General features: G+C 64.8%; 20 protein-coding genes and 1 pseudogene. 6 read left to right on the forward strand and 15 right to left on the reverse strand.

The annotated features are described in order from the left end of the window. Positions 1 to 3 precede the first annotated feature (3 nt). From ACFU4Z_RS03285 to ACFU4Z_RS03305, 5 genes are all read right to left on the reverse strand, one after another. Positions 4 to 1,128 (reverse strand): NAD(P)H-dependent flavin oxidoreductase, encoded by a 1,125-nt coding sequence (locus tag ACFU4Z_RS03285; protein WP_379059376.1) that lies wholly within the window; start codon positions 1,126 to 1,128, stop codon positions 4 to 6. 203 nt (positions 1,129 to 1,331) lie between these two features. Beyond that, complete coding sequence (locus tag ACFU4Z_RS03290) at positions 1,332 to 2,693, reverse strand: wax ester/triacylglycerol synthase family O-acyltransferase (protein ID WP_379059377.1); 1,362 nt, start codon at positions 2,691 to 2,693, stop codon at positions 1,332 to 1,334. 135 nt (positions 2,694 to 2,828) lie between these two features. After that, positions 2,829 to 3,476: a class I SAM-dependent methyltransferase gene (locus ACFU4Z_RS03295; protein WP_379059378.1), complete on the reverse strand. Its 648-nt coding sequence runs from the start codon at positions 3,474 to 3,476 to the stop codon at positions 2,829 to 2,831. 14 nt (positions 3,477 to 3,490) lie between these two features. Then, positions 3,491 to 3,910 (reverse strand): nuclear transport factor 2 family protein, encoded by a 420-nt coding sequence (locus ACFU4Z_RS03300; RefSeq protein ID WP_379059379.1) that lies wholly within the window; start codon positions 3,908 to 3,910, stop codon positions 3,491 to 3,493. A gap of 80 nt (positions 3,911 to 3,990) precedes the next feature. Then, a complete protein-coding gene (locus tag ACFU4Z_RS03305) occupies positions 3,991 to 4,896 on the reverse strand; it encodes a DMT family transporter (RefSeq protein WP_379059380.1) in 906 nt (301 codons plus the stop codon). A gap of 303 nt (positions 4,897 to 5,199) precedes the next feature. On the opposite strand from ACFU4Z_RS03305, the gene ACFU4Z_RS03310 reads away from it, so the two are divergent. From ACFU4Z_RS03310 to ACFU4Z_RS03320, 3 genes and pseudogenes are all read left to right on the forward strand, one after another. Next, positions 5,200 to 6,471 (forward strand): SGNH/GDSL hydrolase family protein, encoded by a 1,272-nt coding sequence (locus ACFU4Z_RS03310; protein ID WP_379059382.1) that lies wholly within the window; start codon positions 5,200 to 5,202, stop codon positions 6,469 to 6,471. A gap of 176 nt (positions 6,472 to 6,647) precedes the next feature. Further along, a complete protein-coding gene (locus tag ACFU4Z_RS03315; RefSeq protein WP_379060306.1) occupies positions 6,648 to 7,412 on the forward strand; it encodes a DUF1460 domain-containing protein in 765 nt (254 codons plus the stop codon). A gap of 65 nt (positions 7,413 to 7,477) precedes the next feature. Next, positions 7,478 to 7,630 (forward strand): annotated as a pseudogene (locus ACFU4Z_RS03320) (YegP family protein); the annotation flags it as partial. A 130-nt stretch (positions 7,631 to 7,760) separates the two neighbouring features. Here the strand turns inward: ACFU4Z_RS03320 and ACFU4Z_RS03325 are convergent. From ACFU4Z_RS03325 to ACFU4Z_RS03340, 4 genes are all read right to left on the reverse strand, one after another. After that, positions 7,761 to 9,533, reverse strand: a complete 1,773-nt coding sequence (locus ACFU4Z_RS03325) for a cutinase family protein (protein WP_379059384.1) — start codon at positions 9,531 to 9,533, stop codon at positions 7,761 to 7,763. Positions 9,534 to 9,911: 378 nt separating this feature from the next. Next, a complete protein-coding gene (locus ACFU4Z_RS03330) occupies positions 9,912 to 10,550 on the reverse strand; it encodes a TetR/AcrR family transcriptional regulator (protein ID WP_379059386.1) in 639 nt (212 codons plus the stop codon). Between the two features lie 116 nt (positions 10,551 to 10,666). Further along, entirely contained in the window at positions 10,667 to 11,065 is a 399-nt protein-coding gene (locus ACFU4Z_RS03335) for a hypothetical protein (RefSeq protein ID WP_379059388.1), read from the reverse strand. 159 nt (positions 11,066 to 11,224) lie between these two features. Beyond that, on the reverse strand, positions 11,225 to 12,052 hold the full coding sequence (locus tag ACFU4Z_RS03340) for an alpha/beta fold hydrolase (RefSeq protein WP_379059389.1): 828 nt from the start codon (positions 12,050 to 12,052) through the stop codon (positions 11,225 to 11,227). A 281-nt stretch (positions 12,053 to 12,333) separates the two neighbouring features. On the opposite strand from ACFU4Z_RS03340, the gene ACFU4Z_RS03345 reads away from it, so the two are divergent. Further along, positions 12,334 to 13,059 carry a helix-turn-helix domain-containing protein gene (locus ACFU4Z_RS03345; RefSeq protein WP_379059391.1) on the forward strand — a complete coding sequence of 242 codons (726 nt, stop codon included), beginning with the start codon at positions 12,334 to 12,336 and terminating at the stop codon, positions 13,057 to 13,059. A gap of 449 nt (positions 13,060 to 13,508) precedes the next feature. Here the strand turns inward: ACFU4Z_RS03345 and ACFU4Z_RS03350 are convergent, their stop codons facing one another. After that, positions 13,509 to 13,802, reverse strand: coding sequence for a hypothetical protein (locus tag ACFU4Z_RS03350; RefSeq protein WP_379059392.1), 294 nt, complete (start codon positions 13,800 to 13,802; stop codon positions 13,509 to 13,511). Between the two features lie 493 nt (positions 13,803 to 14,295). Here ACFU4Z_RS03350 and ACFU4Z_RS03355 point away from each other — a divergent pair, with 493 nt between their 5' ends. After that, entirely contained in the window at positions 14,296 to 15,540 is a 1,245-nt protein-coding gene (locus ACFU4Z_RS03355) for an esterase/lipase family protein (RefSeq protein ID WP_379059393.1), read from the forward strand. A gap of 358 nt (positions 15,541 to 15,898) precedes the next feature. On the opposite strand, the gene ACFU4Z_RS03360 is transcribed toward ACFU4Z_RS03355, so the two are convergent. From ACFU4Z_RS03360 to rpsF, 5 genes are all read right to left on the reverse strand, one after another. Next, a complete protein-coding gene (locus ACFU4Z_RS03360) occupies positions 15,899 to 18,994 on the reverse strand; it encodes a replicative DNA helicase (RefSeq protein ID WP_379059394.1) in 3,096 nt (1,031 codons plus the stop codon). Between the two features lie 630 nt (positions 18,995 to 19,624). Next, the gene (gene rplI, locus ACFU4Z_RS03365) at positions 19,625 to 20,077 is read right to left on the reverse strand and encodes a 50S ribosomal protein L9 (protein WP_379059396.1); all 453 of its coding nucleotides are present in this window, start codon (positions 20,075 to 20,077) and stop codon (positions 19,625 to 19,627) included. Positions 20,078 to 20,094: 17 nt separating this feature from the next. Beyond that, complete coding sequence (gene rpsR / locus ACFU4Z_RS03370) at positions 20,095 to 20,346, reverse strand: 30S ribosomal protein S18 (RefSeq protein ID WP_328407495.1); 252 nt, start codon at positions 20,344 to 20,346, stop codon at positions 20,095 to 20,097. 56 nt (positions 20,347 to 20,402) lie between these two features. After that, positions 20,403 to 20,954 (reverse strand): single-stranded DNA-binding protein, encoded by a 552-nt coding sequence (locus tag ACFU4Z_RS03375; protein ID WP_379059398.1) that lies wholly within the window; start codon positions 20,952 to 20,954, stop codon positions 20,403 to 20,405. An 83-nt stretch (positions 20,955 to 21,037) separates the two neighbouring features. Then, positions 21,038 to 21,325 (reverse strand): 30S ribosomal protein S6, encoded by a 288-nt coding sequence (rpsF, locus tag ACFU4Z_RS03380; protein ID WP_328407491.1) that lies wholly within the window; start codon positions 21,323 to 21,325, stop codon positions 21,038 to 21,040. Between the two features lie 224 nt (positions 21,326 to 21,549). Here rpsF and ACFU4Z_RS03385 point away from each other — a divergent pair, with 224 nt between their 5' ends. Next, positions 21,550 to 22,938 (forward strand): hypothetical protein, encoded by a 1,389-nt coding sequence (locus tag ACFU4Z_RS03385; RefSeq protein WP_379060307.1) that lies wholly within the window; start codon positions 21,550 to 21,552, stop codon positions 22,936 to 22,938. Position 22,939 lies beyond the last annotated feature (1 nt).

Below are 22,939 nucleotides of genomic sequence, written 5' to 3' on the forward strand. Positions count from 1 at the left end.
ATGTCAGAGCGCGCCGTTGAGCTTGTTGAGGCGGTCGCACGCCTCCACGTACTCCTGGATCAGGCGGTTGACCACATCCGCGGAGCGCTCCACCTTGTTCATCAGGCCGACCACCTGGCCGACCGGGTTGAAGTTCACGTCCTTGGCGGCCTCGGGGTAGCGGTGCCCGCGCTTGACGCCATCCAGCGCCACCATCATCTGCAGCGGCATGGGCAGGGGGTCGGGATTGTCGGCCTGCTCCCATGCTTCGGTCCAGTCGTTCTTCAGCATGCGGCAGGGCTTACCGGTCCACGACCGCGAGCGCACGGTGTCGTGGCTGGTGGCGTCGATGTAGGTCTGCATCTGCGCGGGCGGCACATTGGCCTCCTCGACGGTCAGCCACAGCGAGCCGGTCCACGCGCCCGCCGCGCCCATCGCCATGGCCGCCGCGACCTGACGGCCGTTGCCGATGCCGCCAGCGGCCAGCATCGGCATATCGCCGATAGCGTCGACGACCTGCGGCCACAGCACCATCGACGCGATCTCGCCGCAGTGCCCGCCGCCCTCGGTGCCCTGGCAGACCACGAAATCCAGGCCGGCCTTCTTGTGGTTGAGCGCGTGCTTCACCGAGCCGCAGAGCGCGCCGATCAGGCGGCCCGAGTCCTGGATCTGCCGCACGACCTCCGGCGGCGGCGTGCCGAGCGCGTTGGCCACCAGCTTGGCCTTGGGGTGGCGCAGGATCACTTCGATCTGCGGCGCCACCGTGGTCGCGGTCCAGCCGAGCAGCTGATTGTGGTGCTCGCTGTCGGGCAGATGCGGAACATTGTGGTCGGCAAGGATCTTCTCGGCGAAGTCGCGGTGTCCCTGCGGAACCAGCTCCGCCAGTTTGGCTTCCAGCTCCTCGGGGCTCAGCCCGTCGATGCCCTTGCCCTCGTACTTCGAGGGGATGACCAGGTCGACGCCGTAGACGCCGTTCACGTGTTCATCGAGCCACGCCAGTTCTACTTCCAGTTCCTCGGCGGTGAAGCCCACCGCGCCGAGCACGCCGAGCCCGCCCGCATTGCTGACCGCGGCCGCCACGTCGCGGCAATGGGTGAAGGCGAAGATGGGGAACTCGATCCCCAGCCGATCGCAGATTTCGGTACGCATGGCGTGCTGGTCTCCCTAGTGGATCTAGAACGGGTTGCATAGTTGCTCTGCCGTGTTCCAGTCCGGCAGGGCAGGTGATTCCCTGAACCGGCCGAATGGGCCGCATACCGCGAGTATCGCCATGGCGCGGCAGCGGCCCCGTCGACTGGCGAGTGCACCATAATTCGACAGTAACACGTTCTAGTTTTGCTGGGATAGACCTGCTATCGGGCCGCCTGCTCCAGGTCGGTCAACGCGTCCTCCAAGTGGTCGAGCAGGCGGTGCAACTGCGGCACACTGCGGCGGCAGCCGACCAGGCCGAAGTCGAGATTGCCTGCATTGGTGGTGAGGGTGATGTTCACCGCCTGGCCGTCCATCGGAATCGACATCGGATAGGTGGCATCGAGGCGGGCGCCGTTCCAGTACTGCGGTTCGCGCGCGCCGGGGACATTGGAGATGACGATATTGAACGGGGGATTGGTCCAGGAGACGACGCCCGGCAGCAGGGTCAGCGCGAGCGGGCTGAGCATCACCGCGGACAGCGCCATGGCCTGGATACTCGACAGCGAGTTGTAGACCTCTTTGCTGCGCCGCATCGACTCGCTCACCACCCGGAGTCGTTCGATCGGGTCTTCCACATCGGTGGCCAGGTTGCACAGGATCGCGCCGATCTTGTTGCCGTTGGTGTCCTCGTCCTCGTCGGCCGCCCGCAGCGACATCGGGACCATCGCGATCAACGGTTTGTCCGGCAGGGCATTTCGCTCGATCAGGTAGGAGCGAAGAGCGCCGGAGGACATGGTGAGCACGACATCGTTGATGGTCGAGCCGGTCGCCTTCTTGACCTGCTTGACCCGCTCCAGCGGCCACGATCGGACCGCACACCGGCGGGCGCCGCCGATGGGCACATTGAACATCGAGCGCGGCGCATCGAACGGCAGCGTCAACTGCTGCTGCACAAGCGCGGCACGGGCGACCCGCACTGCCGCGGGCGCGGAACCGGCCGCCGACAACAGATTTCGTGCCGCATTTCCCAGCCCGGACCCCGAAGTCGCGGCCTTGGGTGGGCGCTTCGAGCGCGGCAGGTGCCACGGCACCCGGGTCTCGGCGGAGTTCGGGTCGGTGGTCAGCGTCCGCGCCAGCACGCGCTGGGCGGCGACACCGTCGATCAGCGCGTGGTGCATCTTCGAATAGATCGCGAAGCGGCCGTCGCCGAGGCCCTCCACCAGATGGATCTCCCACAGCGGGCGATGACGGTCGAGCAATGTGCTGTGCAGGCGGGAGGCCAGGTCGAGCAGCTGGTCGAATCGTCCCGGCGCCGGCAGGGCGGCTCGTCGGAGGTGGTATTCGAGCTCGACGTCGCCTTCCTGGGTCCAGCCCAGTTGTGGTGCGCCGAGCCACGTCGCGGGGCGTTTGCGGAAGGTCGGGTGGAATTCCCTGTCCGCCAACAGCTTCTCGTAGGTCAGCTGCGCGAAATCCGGACCGGCGTCCTCGGGCGCCTCGAACAATTGCAAAGAGCCGACATGCATAGGGTGCTCACGCGATTCGGCGAGCAGGAAGACGGCATCGATCGGTGAAATGAGCTCCATGGTGGGTCGCCCCCTGACGACAGCAGTGCGGTGTGTTCGGTGAATCGACCACGTTGTCGTACGGGTCCGCGCGGCCATGAATCCCCTGCGCGACGCCTCGAACTTACCCGTCCCGAGTGGTTCGCGTTCGCCGAATCATCGATCCTTGACTACCAGCAGATAAGCGTGCTGGAAAGAACGCTCACCGGGCTCGGGTTCCCGAACCAGCTGCGCGACGGTCACGAACCCGGCCGCCTGCAGCAGTCCGGTAATTCGTCGCGGTGACCAGCGGTAGGCGCGAATCACCTTGTGGTCGAAAGGTTCCGCCACATCGGGCGCGTCCGACGCCTGAAATGCCAGCAGCGCGTGCCCTCCGACAGCGAGTACCCGATGAAACTCGGTCAACACCTCGGGGACCCGCTCCGGCGGCAGATGGATGATCGAATACCAGGCCACGATGCCCGCGAGGGTGCCCGCGCCCAGTGTGAGCCGCTCCATCGATCCCTCGTCGAACCGCAGCTGGGGATAATTCTGCCGCGCCAGCCGGATCATCTCGGGCGACAGATCGATCCCGAAGATATCCAACCCGAGATCGGTCAGATGCGCTGTCACCCGGCCGGGTCCGCATCCGATATCGGCAACTACGCCGGAACCCATGCCCTGCACCCGTTCCGCGAACGCGGCGAGCATGGCGCGATCGAATGTGCTCGCGGCGAGGTGATCTTTGAAGAGATCCGCGTAGAGCTCCGCGATGTCGTCGTAGGCGGCTCGGGTGGCGGCCGTATCGGCTGTCGAATCCAACACCCTGTGCACAGTACCTAGGCCGAGTCGAAAGCCCTTGCAACCGCGAGACTGTCTTCGTAAACATGATGGCGGGTGATGAGGCCGTGCTCGACGGTGAGGTGCAGCGCGAACCGCGAGCGGTACGCGCGCCCGGTCGCTTTGGCGGTTTGCCGGATCTCGCCCAGTACCACCGCGTGTGGACCGTCGATCAGGATCTGTTCGATCCGGGTGTCCGCCTGCTCGGGCACATGATGCTCGGCGATCGCACGGAAATGCGCGGCGGCCTCGGTGCGGGTCGATTTGTGCCGAATCCACGGGGTCGCGGTGCGCCCGTGCTCATCCTGCGGCCAATCCAGCTTCCAGTCCGCGCCGTCGGCATACAGCTCGGCGATTCGTTCGGGATCGCCGGACCCGATGCGTCCCAGCAAATCCTCTACCACGGCGCGAGTGGTCATGACAGGTGTCCTCCGATCCGCACCGCGTCCGGCGACGGGTGCCGACCACCATCCTTGCCGGGTGCCCGCGGCCTTGGCGATTACTTGTCAGGTAAAGGTGCGGCGGGCGCCGCGTGCACCAGATCCTGGCCCGACGCGGTGCGCGTGCGTGCGGTGCCGAGCACGGATCCGAGAATGACGAGGGGGAAGCCGATCGCCATTCCGATGGTCAGTGGCTCATCGAGCAGGGTCACGCCGAGCAGGATGGCCACCGCGGGGTTGATGTAGGTGATGACGGTCGCCCGTGCTGGACCGACCTCGCTGATCAGCGCGAAGAACACCAGGAACGCTGCGGCCGTACAGATCACGGCGAGCCCGAGTACCGACCATGCGGCGTCGGCGGTGATGCGGGCGGGCCAGCGCAGGCTTGCGAACGGCGCGTAGATCACGGCGGCCAGGATCAGCGATGCGGTGACGACGCCGAGCGGCGGCAGATCCGCGAGCGCGCGGTCGATGATGATCGGACCGATCGCATAGCCGAGCGTGGTCAGTGCGATCGCGCCGATGGCGGCAGGCTGTGAGAGGTCGACGTCCAGGCCGACAAGGGCGGCGACGCCCGCGAAACCGATGACGAGTCCGATGGTGCGCCGAGCGTCGAAGCGATCGTGGCCCAGCCTCGTCACGATCACCACCGCGATCAGCGGCACGGCGGCGATCAGCAGACCGACGGTGGAGCTGTTCAACGTGGTCTCCGCGTATCCGATCAAGAACCACGGCCCGGTGATCTCGACGAGCGTGTACAACAGCAACGGTCGCCATCGCCGGAACACCGGTGCGAGAGTCTTGCTGTACAAAGCGATCGGCAACAGAATCACCGCCCCGATCAGCGTCCGTCCGAAGGCGACCACGGTCGGATCGAGGTCCCGCACCGCGACGCGGATCATTGCGTAGGGCACGCCCCAGATGACGCCCATGGCCAGGAAAAGCACCCACCCGCGCCTGGTCATCGTGCGACCGCTTCGTTCTCGGACATGCTCCGCTCACTTTCGTTCCCGCGGGGGAGCTTATCCGGAAGGTCCCATCATCCGACACCCGCTCAGCGCGGGTTTTCCGCCACGTCGCTCCGAACTGTGTGAACAGCTCGGAGCGACGCCCGTTTTTCTTCTGACGCCGTGTTTCGGTGCAGGTCGCTACCTGGGCGAGCATCCCCGAAGGCCGATCTAATGGAACTGGAGTTTCGTTAATGGCTCGGATCATGCTACGGTCTGAGGTGTCTTAACGGAACGGCATTCCCGATAGTGGGGTACGACATGATGATCACAAGCGCTGCGCGGCGTAACTGGAAGAAACTGCTGGCGGCCACGGCCGCAGGAATCGCCGTTGCGGGCGCAGTCGGCATCGCGCACTCGGACGGCCCTGCCGAAACACCTGACTGGAGCGCCGCGTGGGCGGTGCCGATGCAGTCGCCCAGCGACGGTTTCGAACCGAACTGGTCCACCGACGGTTTCGCCGACCAGACAGTGCGGCAGGTGGTCAGAGTGACCAGCGGCGGCACCGAAGCGCGGATCACGCTGTCCAATCGCTACAGCGCGGACACGTTGCAGATCAACGCGGCCACGATCGCCCGGACGAGCCAGGCCGCCGCGGTGGCGCCGGAGACGATTCGGCCGCTGCGGTTCGGCGGTTCGGCATCGGTGACGATCGCGCCCGGTGACGCGGCCAACAGCGACGCGGCCGAACTGCGCCTCGCACCCTTCGAATCGGCGACCGTGACGCTGTACCTCCCGGCGCGCACGGGACCCGCGACCTTCCATGCCCAGGGCTACGCAACCAGTTACCGCGCGGGCGGCGACCACGCCGGCGACACCGGCGGCGCGGCCTTCACCGAGACCACTCACTCCTGGTACTACCTGTCCGACCTCCAGGTCACCGGCGGTACGAAACCGGTAGGCACGGTCGTAGCCTTCGGCGACTCCATCACCGACGGTTACGGCGCGGGCAACGACACCAACCGCCGCTACCCGGATCTCCTCGCCGACCGCCTGACCCAGGCCGGTGCGCCCCGCGCTGTCCTCAACTCCGGCATCGGCGGCAACCTGGTCCGCAACGACTCATCCTGGTACGGCGACAGCGCGCTGAAGCGATTCGAGCGTGATGTGATCGCCAAGCCCGGCGTGTCCTCGGTGGTCATTCTGGCCGGTCTCAACGACGTCGGCTTCTCCGAGATCGACTTGCCGACCTACAAGCCCAATCCGGCGGTGTCGGTCGACGAACTGATCAGGGGCTACCGCGAGCTGATCGCGAAGGCGCACCAGGCCGGGATCTCGGCGATCGGCGCGACCCTGCTGCCGATGCGGGGCGCCGAGTACTACACCGACACATCGGCCGCGAAGATCCGCCTGCTCAACGAATGGATCCGCACCAGCGGCGAATACGACGCCGTCGTCGACTTCAACGCCGCACTGGCGGACCCGGCCGACCCCGAACGCCTCGCCCCCGCCTTCGACTCGGGCGACCACAAGCATCCCAATGCCGCAGGCTATGCGGCGATGGCCGCCGCGATCGACCTGAAAACCCTATAGCGCGCGACGATCACAGTGCGCGGACCGAGCAAACCAGCTCGGCCCGCGCGCCTGGTTGTGAGCAACCGGCTACGCCGCCGGAACGGCGGACTACCGTGAGTGTCTGTTCTGTGCATCTGATCACCTCTGGAGGCGTCTTGCGCACCATCGTCCGCGCACTGCTCGTCATCCTGGCCATGGTCTGCGGCGTCGCGCCGATGCTGCCGACCGCGCTCGGCGCACCGAGTACTGCCGAGATCGATGACGCCACCGCCGGGAAGATCGGCCAATTGCTGGCGTTGCGCGCGGACGGGCGCAGCAGGGGCGAGCAGATCGAGGTGCTGTCTCGCCAATTCCTCGGCACGCCGTACGGCGCGGATATGCTCATCGGCTCGGCGAGCAAACCCGAGCAGCTCGTCATCGACTTCCGGCGCGTGGATTGCTTCACCTATCTCGACTATGTCGAAGCACTGAGCAGGTCAACGGACCAGAGTCAGTTCGTGACGAATCTGATCGATACGCGCTACACCGACGGCAGAGTCGACTACCTGCAGCGCAAACACTTCTTCAGCGATTGGGCGCACACGCCGAGAATTGCCGCTACCGACATCACCGCGACCCTGAGCGGTGCCGCGCTGACCCTCACCAAACACCTCAACGCGAAAGCCGACGGGGCGACCTATCTCCCCGGACTGCCGGTGGTGGATCGCGCGATCACCTATCTTCCCAGCGCCGCCGTGGACGAGAAAGTCGTCGGCCGACTCCGCACCGGCGACTACATCGGCGCCTACGCCGACCTGCCCGGCCTGGACGTCACCCATGTCGGCATCTTCGTGATGACGCCCGACGGCCCGATTTTCCGCAACGCGTCCTCTCTCGCCGCTGACAATAAAGTCGTCGACTCCTCCTTCGCCGACTATGTGCGGTCGACCCCGGGCATCGTCGTACTTCGCCCGCAGTAGTCGACGGCGGCGGTATTCTGCATCGACCAGGTGTTATCCCCGTTTCGAGAGACGAGGTAACCGCGATGGCCGCAAAGTTCGAGCTGTACAAGGACAAGGCCGAGAAGTTCCGCTGGCGACTCAACGCCGCGAACAGCGAAACCATCGCCGCCAGCCAGGCCTACGAAAACAAAGCCGCCGCCAAGAACGGCATCGAATCGGTCCAGAAGAACGCACCGGTCGCGCAGACCAGACCTGATCCGGATTTCGCGGCGCAGTCACCTCGGGCCGCGGCGCTCGGCGCACGATCGAAAAAAGACCCTGCCCGACGCGTAGTGAGTCGGGCAGGGTCCAGGATTCGGCCAGCCGCTAGCCAGCGGCCGGAGGGACGGTGGTGGTGGTGGTGGTCGCCGCCGCGGATTCTGTTGTTGTGGTCGGCCGCGTGGTCTCGGCGGGTATCACGGTCGGCTTCGTGGTCCCGACGGGCGCGGCGACCGAAGTCTGAGCCGGTGGGGTTGTCGTGCTCGTGGTCTCGGACGGCGGCGCTGTAGTTGTCGGTGCTGTAGTTGTCGGTGCTGTAGTTGTCGGCACGGTAGTTGTCGGTGCTGTAGTCGTCGGCGCTGTAGTCGTCGTGGTGCCGCTGACGTCGGTCTTCGCGGGCGCAGCAGTCGTGGTCGTGGCTGATGCTGACGTCGACGTGGACGTGGACGGGGACGGGGTCTTGGTCGGTTCGGTCGTCGGCGCCGCCGAGGTGACTGCCACGGCCTTGTATACGGCGTCGACGTCCGCCGCTTGCGGCTTGGCGGTCGTGTCGACCGGCTGACCCGCCTGTGCCTGCTTGGCCAGGTTCGTGAGCCAGGCGGCCGCATACTCGGCGGATGTCAGCGGCTTGCCGTCGGCAGCGTTGCCGTCACGCCAGTAGTCGAAGTGGTGACCGGTGTGGTTCGGCCCCAGCGTGAGCTGGTACGGGTCGCTCATGACCACGGGGATCGTGTTCTGGTTGGTCACGAGGAGACCGATGATCTCGTTCAGTACCTTCTGCGGCAGGTAGGCCAGCGGCGACATCTCGTTGGTCGAGATCGATTCCGCCTTCGCCGGAGCCTTCGGCGCACCCGGCTTGTACGCCGGATCCGACACCTTCAGCAGTACCTGGAGAAACGTCTCGTCGCTCTGCATCCAGTTCGGCTGCGACTGAATGTCGGCCAACGCCGCAAGCGCGATCTGGCCGAGGACGACAGCGACATCCTGTCCTGTCGCGGGCGTCAGCCCTTCTCGCTCGAGTGCGTCGACATTCAACTGCCTGCCCACATTGACCACCAGCTGCAGCAGGGAAATGTTCTCCGGCGCCGCACAGGTGAGGTCGCCTTCGGAGCAGAACGAGGCGATTCTGCCGTTCAGTGCACCGAAGTCACCGCTGGTGCCCGGCAGCGCACCGCTGCCCGGCGCCGGCTTCGTGCCGTTCTGATATTGCTGGTCGAAGCCGTCGGGATTGCCGAACGGGTCCTTCGCGCCGGGGAACGGTCCGTCGCCCGCCGAGCGGCCCGCGTCGGCGAGGATGACGACACCGACCACGTCGGCCGGATCGACGATTCCGTAGCCACCGTCCTTGTCGGCCTCCTGGTGTCCGATCTGCATCGCGACGCGACGGACGACGTCGGCGCCCTCGCTGTATCCGACGATCGAGAACTTGGTGTCGGGGCAGGCCCTCGTGATCTCCTGCATCACCTGTTCGGTATTCGCGACACCGGTGGTGACGGCATCTTCATAGCTGGCCATGTTCGCGGGATACGCGATGTAGACGGCGGCGTAGGAGCCCGGGTCGACCGCACCGGCCGGTGCGTTGACGACCGGATCGACCCACTCGCTGGAATGGTCACCGGACAGCGCGGCGGGCAATTCCTCACCGTTGGCCCCGACGAGCAGCTTCGTGGTCCCCGCGACCGGAGTGTCGCCGCGGCCTGCCACCGAGATGGTCACCATGTCGTGGCATTCGGTCACCGACGTGGTGAGCTGCGTATCCCTGGTCTGTGGCGTCGATGTCAGTGCCCACGAGGCGGCGACGACCGCCGCCACCCCCAATATCGCCGGTCCGGCAACGGCCGAAGCGATGCGATGTCGCGCGAAGAACTCGCGAAAAGCCATGTCCTGATCCCCATTCAAATTACCGACAAGTGGACGGACAAGCCCCCCGACGGGCCATGCGTCACCAAGAACGTCGTGGTCGGGGCGTCGAGCGTTACTCGGGCAATCGGTTGTCGATCTTGTTTCGCCCTCTCGAGGTCAAGCGATCAATTGTGATAATTTCATCATTTTCTCTTGACGGAGGATTTGGTCGTAACTGATGGTCTGATCAATATCAATGCTGGAGGTAGCTGTGACGAGCATCGACAAGGGTGTCGGCACCGGACGGACGGTCCGGGTCGGCGATCGTGAGATCTACTTCAGTGAGGTCGGCGGCGTAGCCAGCCGAGCCAGTCCAGGTCCCGGCTGATCAGTTGCCGGGATCACACAGGGCGGCCGTTACAACTGCGGCTGCGGTGGCAGGGGGTTGGTGGTCAGCTCCTGTGCCGACTGCTTGCGCATGCCGAACATGCGCAGCACATGAAAACTCATCTCGTCGATCAATGCGTCGGCGTCGGCGTCCGGTTGCGCATCGAGCATCTGGAGCAGGCCGAGGAGAGCGCCACCCGCGGCCATGACCGCCATACCGGGATCCATCGGTTCGAACCGGCCCGCTTCCTGCGCGGCGATGATGTCGCGGCGGACGCGTGGCGCCAGGCCCTCGTCGCGCAGCAATACCGACATGCCGGAATTCAGCAGCACCCGCACCATCTCGGGCACCTGCCGCTGCAGCCGGCCGGTCATACGGAAACTCACCGCGAAGACCTCGGCGGGATCGTCGTACAACGCGGCGATGCCGTCGCGCATCTCGCTGTACACCTGCAGTACCGAGCGCACCGCTTCGTCGAACAGCTGGTCTTTGGACTCGAAGTGGTTGTAGAAGGAGCCGAAACCGACATCGGCCGCATCGGTGATCTCCTGGATGCTCACCGTGGAACGGCCTTCGGACAGGAACTTTCGCGCCGCTGCGAGCAGGGCGTTGCGGGTGCGCTCACGACGCCGATCGATGCGATTGCGCACTGCGGGTTCGGCGGCCATCGCTCCTTCTTCCACTCGAAAACCTGCGAAGAATCATAACTGATGAAAACATCACCATGTCACGGAGTCCGGGGAGGACCCCGTGACAAGCTGCAGCCGCGCGGGTCGGCATCCCATCAAGCGGCGTCGAGGGCTGCGGTGATCTTGCGGGCCATCTCGGCCATGGTGGGGCTGGACGCGCCCTGGTGGGTCTTGGCGGCTTCGATGGCGACGAGGACGGTGCTGCGGAAGTTGTCGGCCTCTGCCGGAGCCTGCTTCTCGAGCAGGCTCACTGCTGCTGTCAGGGCAGGCAGCACCTGGTCGGCGAGCCCGGCTACCGACTTGCCTGTCAGGTTCACGCCCTTCGACTTCTCGGCGAGCACGTGCCCGACCAGGCCGGTCGCGGAGGACAGGGCGATGGTGCCGTCGGTGGCGGCCTTGTGGGGTGAGCTACCAGCGGCGGCCAGCAATGACACCGCACCGTAGGCAGCGGTGCGCAGGGTGAGCTTGTCCTGGTCGGTGAGGGTGACGGACATGGTTGTGTGCTCCTTCAAATCTGTTGTGGTGAAATTCGATTGAACGGATGGATGGTGGAGTACGGACGGGTTGGTGCCCGGGTATATGGATTGCTCACGGCGGGTCGGAGTACGTCGTGGCGTTGTATGCCGCCGCCCGGCCGATCGTGAGCTCGTCCGTCATCGGCTCGACGGACCCTCCTGGTCATGGGCCGCCGCCGTCTCGCGGACGGCCTCGGCGACGGCTCGGAAGTCCTTGCGCAGAATGTGGGAGTGGTTGCTCGCGACCTTCGCGCTGACCTGGATGTTCGGGTTGCGGTCGAGTACTGGATCGAGTGAGGCCCGCACTGCTTGCATCTCCTCCTCCGCGCCGCCGAGGTTGCCACCGGTAGCCAGGACGTACCGCATCGGGCAGCTCACGCGGTCGAGGACCGGGGCGAGGGCGGCGTGGAGTTCGTTGGCCTCGATGTTGACTTCGGCGTGCTGGTCGGCGGTCATCCGGGCGGCCAAGCCCAGCGGGCGCGCCACCGGCATAAGAAACCGCATCCGGCGGAACAGCTTCCGGATTCGCTCACGAGCCTCCTCGCCGGTGATGCCGTAGGGCATGGCGCCGTCCACGGACACCACCCCGGCGATACGGTCGGGATTCTGTTCGGCCCAGTGTGCCGCGAGCAGTGCACCGTAGGACCAGCCCACCAGGATCGGCCGGTCCACGCCGGTCGCCTCGAGGACGGCATCGATATCTCGCAGGCACGCCTCGAAGGAGTAGTCCGCCGACCGCTTCGATTTGCCGCGGGCGCGCTCGTCGTAGGTGATGTGCCGGTAGTCGGTGCCGAGTTCGGCGATCACGGGCCGCCACGGCCGCTGGTCGGCATAGGAGCCGTTCAGATAGACGACCGGACGGCCGGACCCGCCGGTGTCGGTCACGGCCAGCGCCGTGTCGTCCACCAGCACCATGCCGGACCAGGTCGAAGTGGTCGAGTTCGAAGTAGCCGAGGTTCCCATCATCAATCTCCTTGCGTGCGGTGTTTCGATCTGCGAGACCCGTCAATGTTTGGGAATCTCTGAACGACCGCAAAGTTACATTGCGTTCAGAGATTCGTCAACACATGGATTGATTTATTCTCCCAGCTACGCAAGGTGTATCGGCTGTCTTTGCAATGATAATGACAGTAAATGCAATGAATGATCCGCATTGAGCTTTGCAATGAGCTCCGAGTGGATGCATACTGGCAGCGGTGCGCGGACGCCGAACTGCGCGCATGTCGGCAGACAGGAGACCAGCACCGATGCCCGGAGGCAGACTCACCGATGAGGACCGCCGGCACATTGCCACGGGGCTGGCCGAGGGACTCGGATACGCGGAAATCGGCCGACGTCTAGAGCGGCCCGCCTCGACCATCATGCGAGAGGTCACCCGCAACGGCGGACCCGACGATTACCGGGCGGACCTGGCGCACGAGTCCACACGCCATCGCGCGCGCAGGCACAAGCAGGCTCAGCCTCCCGCGCCGCCGATCCCCGACAGTGGATATGGGCGCGATCCCCAAGCGGTCCAGGACTTCACGGAATCCTTCACCGATCTCCTCGTTCAGCAGGGGCTGCCCAGGATGGAGGCCCGGGTGCTGACCTGCCTGCACATCACCGACTCCGGCGCTCTCACCGCCGCTGACCTGGTCGCGCGGCTTCGCGTCAGCCCTGCGTCCGTCTCGCACGCCGTCGCCTTCCTCGAACAGCAGGGAATGCTCAGGCGGGAACGGGTGCCCGGCGAGCGCCGCGAACGCTACGTCATCGACGATGAGATCTGGCTCCGGAATCTCATCGCATCTCTACAAATGAGCAACGCCCTGGCGGCCGCATCGCAGCGCGCAGCCGAGATTCTCGGGGCCACAACCCCGGCGGGCGCCCGCTTCGAATCCTCCGCCGAACTCCTTCTCCTCGTGAGCGAGGCCTTCCGGCAGGCCATGGAGCAATGGCGGCAGACCCTGGCCGCCCGGAGCGCTGGGCTCGAGTAACGATCCCTCGCTGCTGCCGGTGTGGATCCAAGGAAGTGCGCGCGAAATCCACAGCAGTGCCGCTACATTGCGCCGATCGGGAAGTAGCCCATGGACAGGGCAACCACCGGCGCGGCGAGTACCGCACAGTAGAACGCCATCGCCGCCGGGGTCTGTGAAGTAGCGCGCCGCGACGGTGGCGCCGAATACCGCCAACGGCCCAGCCATGGCGGCGCCGATCATGAAATCTGCGTGGAAGCTTTCGCCGAAGACACCTTCATGTGAACCTGCCCTGCCTGAATCGGGGGCTCACTCGAGCGAGGGAGCTCGGCTGCTCAGCGACTACTCAGTGCGACAGCAACTCACATCACGATTGCTAGACAATAGCTCGACCTGCGCGGGGCGCGTCCACCCTGCCGGGCGCACGCGCCGGGCCGGCTAGGCGTCCTGCTTACCGGGGGCGGGCAGGTTCATCGAAACCCAGGGGTGATGCCGGTAGTCGAGGAGCCGTAGCCGGGGGTGACCTGCCCTGGGCCGCGGTTGCTGGGCGGCGCGACCCGCTTCCAGCTGCCGTCGAATTGGCAGACCTCGTAGGAGCCGTCGGAATAGGAGACCTTGTTGCCGACGTCGTAGGTGGATCCGTTCGACGTACAGAAGTAGGCGACAACCCCGGCCGGTTTCGTCACCGGGTCTGTGTGGGCGACTGCGGCCGAGGCGCCGATCAGGCCACCGGCGATCAGCAGGGAGACGGTCAAGGTCTTCATTACGCGGCGTGTACTCAAACTCGTCCTTCGATTGCTGTGGGTGTTTGTCCCCTGAAGTCTTCGCCGAATCGGTTGAGGTACCCAGGCACCCTCGGGTGCTGGATCGACACCCGAGGGCTGTCGATTTGGCACCCCTCGAGAGGGCGCGCCCGCCGGTGAAGGGGCAATCTGCCCTGCGGTCCGGTGTCGCCGCCTGCGGTGTCCCCCTATGGAGAGCAGTAGGTTCTCGCCACCCTTGGCAGCTCCCGAAGCTATCGACGAGTGGTTGTCCGGGTTGTCTCACGATGTGGCCTCGTCGTCGGTCGCAGCAGGTGCGGGCGGTGACGTGACATCAAAATGTCACCAGTCGGCGCTGCTTTCGGGACCAGCGAATGGGCCACGCAGCAAGGAAATAGTCATACGCTATGAACGGTTCGCGCGCTCGCTCATGAGTGCCCGGACCTTCTCAGTCCAGTGAATCCACGCGTCAATCGACCAGTCGAGGAGCAGGACGATGCCTGTTGTGAATATCTGGGGTTCGCTCAGTCCCGCGGCACGCGCCGCGTATCCCACGCCGCAGGAGCCAGACGATGAGTGGCCCCTCCACGGTGGGACCGCATGGGTCTACTACAGCCCGCTGAACCGGCGGCAGCTCGTCAAACCGGTCATCCTCGCCGACGGGTTCTCGCTGGGCGCGAGTGACCTCGGCGAACTCTGGGCCGGTCTGGAGAATAACGGGAGATACCGCTTCATCAGCGAGTTGCACGCGATAGGCCGGGATGTGATCGTGCTGGGCTACGCCAACCGGACAGCGTCGATCCTGGACAACGCGAACACCGCCATCGAGTGCATCGAGACCGCCATTCGCAAGCGTGCTGGTAAGGCGAAACTGGTGGTGGGTGGTTTCAGCATGGGCGGGATGGTGACCCGCTACGCGTTGGCCAAGATGCAGCATGATGGGGACCTGGACGACCCCGAGACAAGCGTGTACTTGTCCTACGACACGCCGCATCACGGTGCATGGCTACCGATCTCGATGCAGGCTTTCGCGCATTTCCTCAAGGACAAGTGGGGAGCGACATCGCCCATCTTCGGCCAGTTCTCCGACCTGATCAACAGCCCGGCCGCGCGGCAGATGGCTCGCTGGCACCTCGGCAAGGTCGGCGACAAGCCGGACCAGGCGTCGGAACGACGCACCTTCCTGCAGCAGTTGGATGCGGTGGGCGGATGGCCGCAGGGCATCCACAAGATCGGTGTCGCCAACGGAGTCAGGACCGGTAACGGAAACGGGATCGGTCCCGCGCTGACGGCGGTGAGCGGTCGCGGCGAACTGCTGCTCGACGGCACACTGCGCACCCAGGCGCAGGGTGAGCAGGTCGTGGCCACCCTGCACGCGGCGGAACAACCCCTGATCGAGGTCCGCACCGACGGACTACCCGATATCGATGGCGCCCCTGGCGGCCTGTTCCCCGAAAACCCGGTACTGCCGGGAAACCCAGCCAGTTTCGGGATGGCCGCCGTGCTCATGGGGTTGCTCGGCTCCGAGGTCGAGTTGCAGTACAACACCTCCTGTTTCATTCCCACCATCAGCGCCGTCGCCACCGGCGAGATCGACAACCGTGACGCGCTGTATCGCGAGATCCGCGACAGCGATAGCGAACTCGACGCTTTCGCCTGCGCCAGCAAGAACGAGGGACACACCGCTATGACCCAGGAACTGGGCGCATGGCTGGTGAACGAGATCGAATCCAACTCCTGAGGACACGGTGAGCAGATCCACTCACCGCTGAACGTGGCAGCCGCACCGATACGCGTCACGGTGCGGCTGCTCCGCGTCCACCGCCATGCCGGTTCGACGATCGATCGACCACAGCGTGTTGTTCGTCCCGAGACAAGACCGGCCGGCCCAGCTCGATGAGGCCGGGGCGCTGGTAACCGAACATGTCCACCTAACCGCGGAAACCCAGTTCAGCAGGGGCGCTTCCGGCCGGACCGCCACTGACATCTCATGTCGCCTCGCAGTTTCGGCAACCTGTCTCACGCCGACTTCATATCTGAAGTAGTGACGAAGTTGATCGTGAGATTATGCAGCGTGGCGTGAGACCCTACAAGGCCGCTCAGCCCCGTGCCATGTCCACGAACCGGCTGAGGTGCAGCTGGTGGGCGACGGTGATGGTGGCGGTCGGGCCGTTACGGTGCTTGCCGAGGATCAGGTCGGCCTCGCCGCCGCGGGGGTCGTCTCGCTCGATAGCATCCGGGCGGTGCAGCAGGATGACCATGTCGGCGTCCTGTTCCAGCGAGTTGTGCACTGAAATCCCTTGGGCCACAAAGTTATGTGTGCCAGGAACGGTGCCATCGTAGACGTCTTGTCGGCCGAGACTGGTGATTTCGACAATTCGGTCCCAGAAGACGTCGTTGGTAGCGAACATTTCGATTTCGGCGTCGTCCAGGACAGCGGCTACTCGGGCAAGACGGGAGCGGCTCGGAGAATGCTTCCACATGGTTGATCCGCAGAAGCGGGAGCCCATTGCTGCGGAGAATTCCCGGTGGGTCATGTGTTTGGCGGACAGCAGACCGCGGATCTTGGTCCAGACTTCCTTGGGGACCGTGTCGACATTTGTGTTGCGGACCATTGGTTCCAGTTCGGTCAGCGCAGATCGTGCTGCATTGCCGCGGGCACCATGGACGCCGATATCGCGTAGGAAGATGGTTTGATTGTCGGCTCCGTCGATGGTCAAGTGCCAGCAGTCGCGGTTACCCGCCTTCGTGATCTTCTTGATCCGGCCGTGAACCCCCAGCCGGAGCAGCAACTGCGCTACGTCATCTATGAGGCGGCGGCTGGTCGACGCATAGTAGACACGAGCCTGACGCGCTTTGACGTCCCAGCGAACGGAGCCGTCGGTAGCCCAGAGGTGTCGCAGGAACAGCGCGATCTGGATGTTAGGCAATGCGAAAATTGGCTGGGGCACGAACTTTTCGTAGCTGCGTAAGCCGAACATGCCGAGCTCATCGAGCCAGGCCGCAATGGGGTTGCGCTTTCCGTGGGTGAGGTGCTCGGGGGCCCGCAATCGTAGCGTCGTCACTCGGGCCGCCGCATAGTCGTCGCGCACTGCTGTGACTCCGAAGTGGGTCGCCGCTTCGGTGACTGCGGTGAGGTTCTCCTCATCGATGCTGGCGTATCGGATCGGTTGGCGTTTGACGCACGAACCGTCGCCGATCATGTGAGCCAGCAGGATGACCTCGGCATCCGGGATCCGGGTGGTGTGTACAGGTTCCGGCACAAGCCGCGGGGTTGCCAGCCGGTCATCAACGGACAACTTTTCGAGCGGAAGCCAGCCGTCGACGGTCAGGAACGGGTGATTGCCGGTTGCCTCGACCTCACGACCGGAAGCCAGACGAAGACGGAAAACCTCTTTGCGACCGCTCGGGAAGACTTTCACCATCGGTCGCGCCACCATGCGCATCCGCTCGTCCAGCGACCACACCAGTGGCTGGTCGCCGTTGGCGAGCAGTTCACCGAGGGTGGTTTCGCCGCCGGTGTCGGCACGCAGAATACGAGTCGAGGCAGGCAGGCAACCCGATTCACGCAGGTCGGAGACCATAGGTCGCTTATCGGTTCGCTGTTCGGGACCACGGTTCAGCTGGCTGATGGCGACGACAGGAACTTCGAGCTCCTTGGCGAGCAGCTTCAGATTTCGTGAGAAATCCGAGACTTCCTGCTGTCGGGATTCGACCTTTTTACCGGAGGTCATCAGCTGGAGGTAGTCGACGACAACGAGTTTCAGGTCGTGGCGTTGCTTGAGTCGGCGTGCTTTGGCACGAATCTCCATCATGGTCAGGTTCGGCGAGTCGTCGACGAACAATGGCGCTTCGCTGATCTCACTCATGCGTCGCGCGAGTTTCGTCCAGTCGTCGTCACTCATTCGGCCGGAGCGCATATCGCCGAGCTTGATTTTCGCCTCTGCCGACAGCAGACGCATCACAATCTCGGTGCGGCTCATTTCCAGGGAGAAGATGACGCTCGGGAGCCCGTGCTTGATCGAGCAACTGCGCATGAAGTCCATGCCGAGGGTGGAATTGTGTGTCGGCACCATCGACTGCCCGGCGAGATAGAGATGTTCGGCATTGTCGACTTCGACGCACCGCACCGGCACCGTGTCGATCTTACGAACGTCCACAATGTGGCGGGGACCAGCGTCGGCCGTACCTGGCACCACGTGGTTCAGGTCGCCCTCGATACCGCGAACAGAGTGGAGAATCTCTCCGGTTGTTCGAACCGCGACCGGATTGAACCTGTGGAGGCTCGATTCGGTGAGCCACTGGTGCTCTTCGTCGGCGACGATCACAGTGCCGTCCGAGAACTCGACCTCGTAGCATGGCCGGTCGGCCAGGATGTCGGTGGCTGCGACGACGCGGGTGGGTCGGCCTTTGGCGTCCAGGAGCTCGTCGCCGACGCGGACTTCACCCATGGTGGTCCAACCGGTCGGCATCGGCAGCGGGGTGTCCAGGGCCAGTGCTTTACCCACACCGGGTCGAGCCGCGACGATGATCATCTGCCCGGGGTGCAGGCCGTTGGTGACCTCGTCGAGTTCGGTGAAGCCGGTGGGGACGCCGAGGGAGATGCCGCCGCGGCTGGCGATGGAGTCGATTTCGTCCATCGTCGGCTGAAGGAGTTCTTCGAGGGGGAGGAAGTCTTCGGTGGTGCGGCGTTCGGTGACCTCGTAGACCTCGGCCTGGGCGCGGTCGACCACCTCGGCGATGTCCTGGCCGTCGGCGCCCGCGTAGCCGTATTGGACGATGCGGGTGCCTGCCTCGACGAGGCGGCGCAGGATGGCCTTCTCCGCGACGATCTCGGCGTAATAGCCGGCGTTGGCGGCGGTCGGGACGGTTTGGGTGAGGGTGACGATGTAGGGGGCGCCGCCGATGCGCTTGAGTTCGCCGCGGCGGTCTAGGCCCGCGGCGACGGTCACCGGGTCGGCGGGTTCGCCGCGGCCGTACAGATCGAGGATCGTGTCGAAGATGGCCTGGTGGGCGGGACGGTAGAAATCGCCTGGCCGCAGCGCCTCGATGACGTCGGCGATGGCGTCTTTGCTGAGCAGCATGCCACCGAGCACCGACTGCTCGGCCGCTAGGTCGTGCGGAGGCTGCCTGCCGAAGTCCTCGCCGGGCGGCTCGGAGTATTCCGCGTGTCCGCGGTCGTCGACGACTGCCACCAGACTCGACCGTCCTTTCCCCACCGGGATTCACACTATCGATGACTCGTTGTACTCCCGGGTACCGACACGTTCGGCGCGCAGTAGCGGGTGCTGCTGCGACCGTTCGCGGGCGCCGTCAGCGGGTTCCAGCAACCGTTGCGGCAAGGTACCGAATCATGACGGTCCTGCTGGTTCGTTCATGACATTGCGACGAACCTAGGCGACCGGATGGGCGGTCACCAAACCGGACTGTGCACACACCTGTGGATAAGTTGGGGACTGTTTACCCAACGGTGTGCACCCCCTGTGTACTACTTGGGGAAAACCCAGGTCATCCCATTCAAACGTGCTGATAGATATTGATTTCCGAATCTATCCACGTGTGGATGAATGTCAGGTCGGCGTGTCGGTCCAGTTGAACAGCCGGGCGTGTTGAGTAAAACAGTGTGGATTATCGATATGGCCTGGGTCACATTACGGACGGTTGGTTTTCTCGGCGATCCACAAGTGGAATAACCGGAGGTAGAACCGTTGCGGCGATTTGCCCGGAATGACCCAGATCACCTTTTTTGCCAGAGGGCAAACATTTAGCTATTACAGTCGAAGGCCACTCTCGTGCCGAACACGAGAGTGGCCTTCGGAGCGAACTCAGTTCGCGGCGACCTGAAGGTCGAACTTGGCGACAACATCGGGGTGCAGGTGCACCACAACGCCGTGCTTGCCGGTCGACTTGATGTGCGACTTCGGCAGCTCGATGCTGCGCTTGTCGACAACGGGGCCGCCCGCCGACTTGATGGCCGCGGCGACATCCGCCTGGGTCACCGAGCCGAACAGCTTGCCGGTGCCCGCGGTCTTCACCGACAGCGCCACGGCCTCGAGGCCTTCGATGGCCTGCTTCAGCTCGTTGGCGTGATCGAGGTTGCGCACCTTGCGGGCGTCCTGCGCCCGGCGGATGCCCTCGACCTGCTTCTGAGCGCCACGGCTGGCAACGATCGCCAGGCCGCGGGGCAGCAGGTAGTTGCGGCCGTAGCCGTCCTTGACTTCCACGGTGTCGCCGGGAGCACCGAGGTTGTCCACATCAGCAGTCAGAATCAACTTCATTGCGATGCCTCCCTGTCTCAGCGAGCCGTCGACACGTAAGGCAGCAGTGCGACCTCACGCGAGTTCTTCACGGCAACGGCGACGTCGCGCTGGTGCTGCACGCAGTTGCCGGTCACCCGGCGAGCGCGGATCTTGCCGCGATCACTGACGTACTTACGCAGCAGCTGCGTGTCCTTGTAATCGATATTGACGGTGCCGGTCTTGGCTTCCTTGCAGAAGGTGCAAGCCTTCTTCTTCAGCACCTTCTCGCGCGCTGGCGCTTTAGGCATGTCTTACTCCGTAATCATTGATGGCCCAAGTGGATCCGGGCCGATGAATGCCGTTCTCAGAACGGCGGTTCGTCGTCTACGCGGCTGTTGCCCCCGAAGGAACCTGCCGCAGGTGCGCTGCCCCAAGGGTCGTCCTCGGCGCCGCCGGAACGTCCTGCGCCACCACTGCCACCGGCAGGGGCGAAGTTGCCACCGCCGCCACCGCTGCCGCCGGAACCGAATCCGCCGCCACCGCCGCCGCCGCGATTGGCCTTGGCGACCTTGGCGGTGGCGTAGCGCAGCGAGGGACCGACCTCGTCGACCTCGAGCTCGACGACCGTGCGCTTCTCACCCTCGCGGGTTTCATAGGAGCGCTGCTTCAGTCGTCCGCTCACGATGACGCGGGAACCACGTGTCAGGCTTTCAGCGACATTTTCCGCAGCTTCACGCCAGATGTTGCAGCGCAGGAAGAGCGCTTCGCCGTCTTTCCATTCGTTCGAATTACGGTCGAACACGCGGGGAGTCGAAGCGACGGTGAAATTCGCCACCGCTGCGCCCGCGGGCGTGAATCGAAGCTCGGGGTCGGCCGTCAAGTTTCCGATGACGGTGATGACCGTGTCGCCTGCCATGTGGTTCCTCCTGCTCGGTTGCAGTCCGCAATGCACTCGCTGTTGCGCTAGAGCCTAGAGACAGGCTCCGACGCAATCGAGAGTCACTTGCCGTGGCGCAGAACCTTGGTGCGCAGCACCGATTCGTTGAGGCCCAGCTGGCGGTCGAGTTCCTTGACCGTGGCGGGCTCAGCGGTCAGATCGACCACCGCGTAGATGCCTTCGGCCTGCTTGGCGATCTCGTAGGCGAGACGGCGGCGGCCCCAGATGTCGACCTTGTCGACCTTGCCGCCTTCGGTACGAACCACGCCGAGCATGGTCTCCAGGGACGGGGCTACGGTGCGCTCGTCCAGGCTCGGATCGAGGATAACCATCACTTCGTAATGACGCACGGACCAATCACCTCCTGTGGACTAGGAAACGGCCACGGACTTTCCGTGGCAGGAGGGTCGTTGCGTCAGCAACCCGACAAGGCTACATGAGCGGCCCTTCCGCACCGAAACGCCCCCACCGCCGCCTGGCTCCCGCGAATTTCACCCTGGTGGGTGGGTGCGCGGGTGACCGCATTCACGGGGGACACCGGCATGGCCCGGCCCGGCCACTTAGGGTGGTCTTCATGCCGACCGGACTGGCCGCCAGCGACAGGATCGCAGGCCGTGTGACGCGCACCGCGGCGCTCACCGCGGTGGTGGTGTTGCTGTGCGGGCTCACGCTGGCGCTCGCGTATCTGAACAAGGCGCGCTGTGCGGGCGCCCCGTTCGCCGAAGACGGTCGCAGCTCGGTGTTCGACGTGCTCAAGGATTCGGATGTCTGTTATTCCGATATCCAATTCCTGTGGCTCGGGCGCGACATCGACAACCATGTATTTCCCTATATCGACGGCGGCATCACCGAGGACGGCACCCTGACCGGGGGTGCGGTCGAATATCCGGTGCTCAGTGGTGTGCTGATGTGGCTCGGTGCGGTCGGCGCCCACAATGACGCCGAATTCCTGCTGCACTCCGCGCTGCTGCTGGCGCCGTTCGCGCTGCTGACCGCGTGGTTGCTCGTTCGACTGTCCGGACGTGCGGCGCTGCTGTGGGCGGCGGGGCCGCCGTTGGTGCTGTACGCATTCCACAACTGGGAGCTACCCGTGGTGTGCACGGCGGTGGCCGCCGTGTACGTGGTCACCGCCATGACCCGATATTCGTTGCGCACCAGGGGAATACTGGCCGCGATATTGCTCGGCATCGGTTTCTGTTTCAAGCTGTACCCGGGCATCTTCGTGCTGCCTTTGCTGGCCTATGTGCTCACCGGTGGTCAGCGCGAGGCGGAAGATCCCGAGCCTGCGCGGCTCGATGTGCGCGGTGCGGTGATGGCGGCTGCCGCTGCCGTCGGCACTGTGGTGGCGGTGAATCTGCCTTTCGCGCTCGCCGGTTACGAGGGCTGGCGGGCGTCGATCACCTTCCAGCAGCTGCGCCAGGCCGATATCACCACGAATTCCATTTGGTACTGGGGACGGCAGCTGTTCGGGCAGGACGCCGAGAGCGAGACGGCGTTTCAGCACGCGGTGTCGATCGCCTCGCCCACCCTGGTGCTCGCGTCCTTCGCGCTCGCGATGTGGTTGGGCTGGAAGCGATTCACCACGACCGGAGCTTTCCCGTGGATCGGGGTCAGCGGCGCGATGCTGTGTGGATTCCTGTTGTTCCACAAGGTGCATTCGCCGCAGTACACGTTGTGGCTCATTCCGTTCCTGGTGTTGCTCGAAGTGCCGTGGTCGGCGATCGGTGCGTACCTGGTGGCCGACGCGGCTATCGGCATCGGGGTGTTCCGGTACTTCTATTCGATCGGTTCCGGCACCTCGGTGGATCTGATGGAGAACGTGGTCCAGTTCGGCGTCTGGGGTCGCGCCGTTCTGCTCGTGGTGTTCTTCTTCCTGTTCGCGCGCGCGATGCCGCGCGGGTTCCGGCCCGCGCCGCCGCCGATCTCGCGTGTGGACCGTGGTGATTTGATGCCGGTGGCTTAGA

It is taken from the genome of Nocardia sp. NPDC057440, assembly GCF_042802915.1.
GTDB lineage: Bacteria > Actinomycetota > Actinomycetes > Mycobacteriales > Mycobacteriaceae > Nocardia.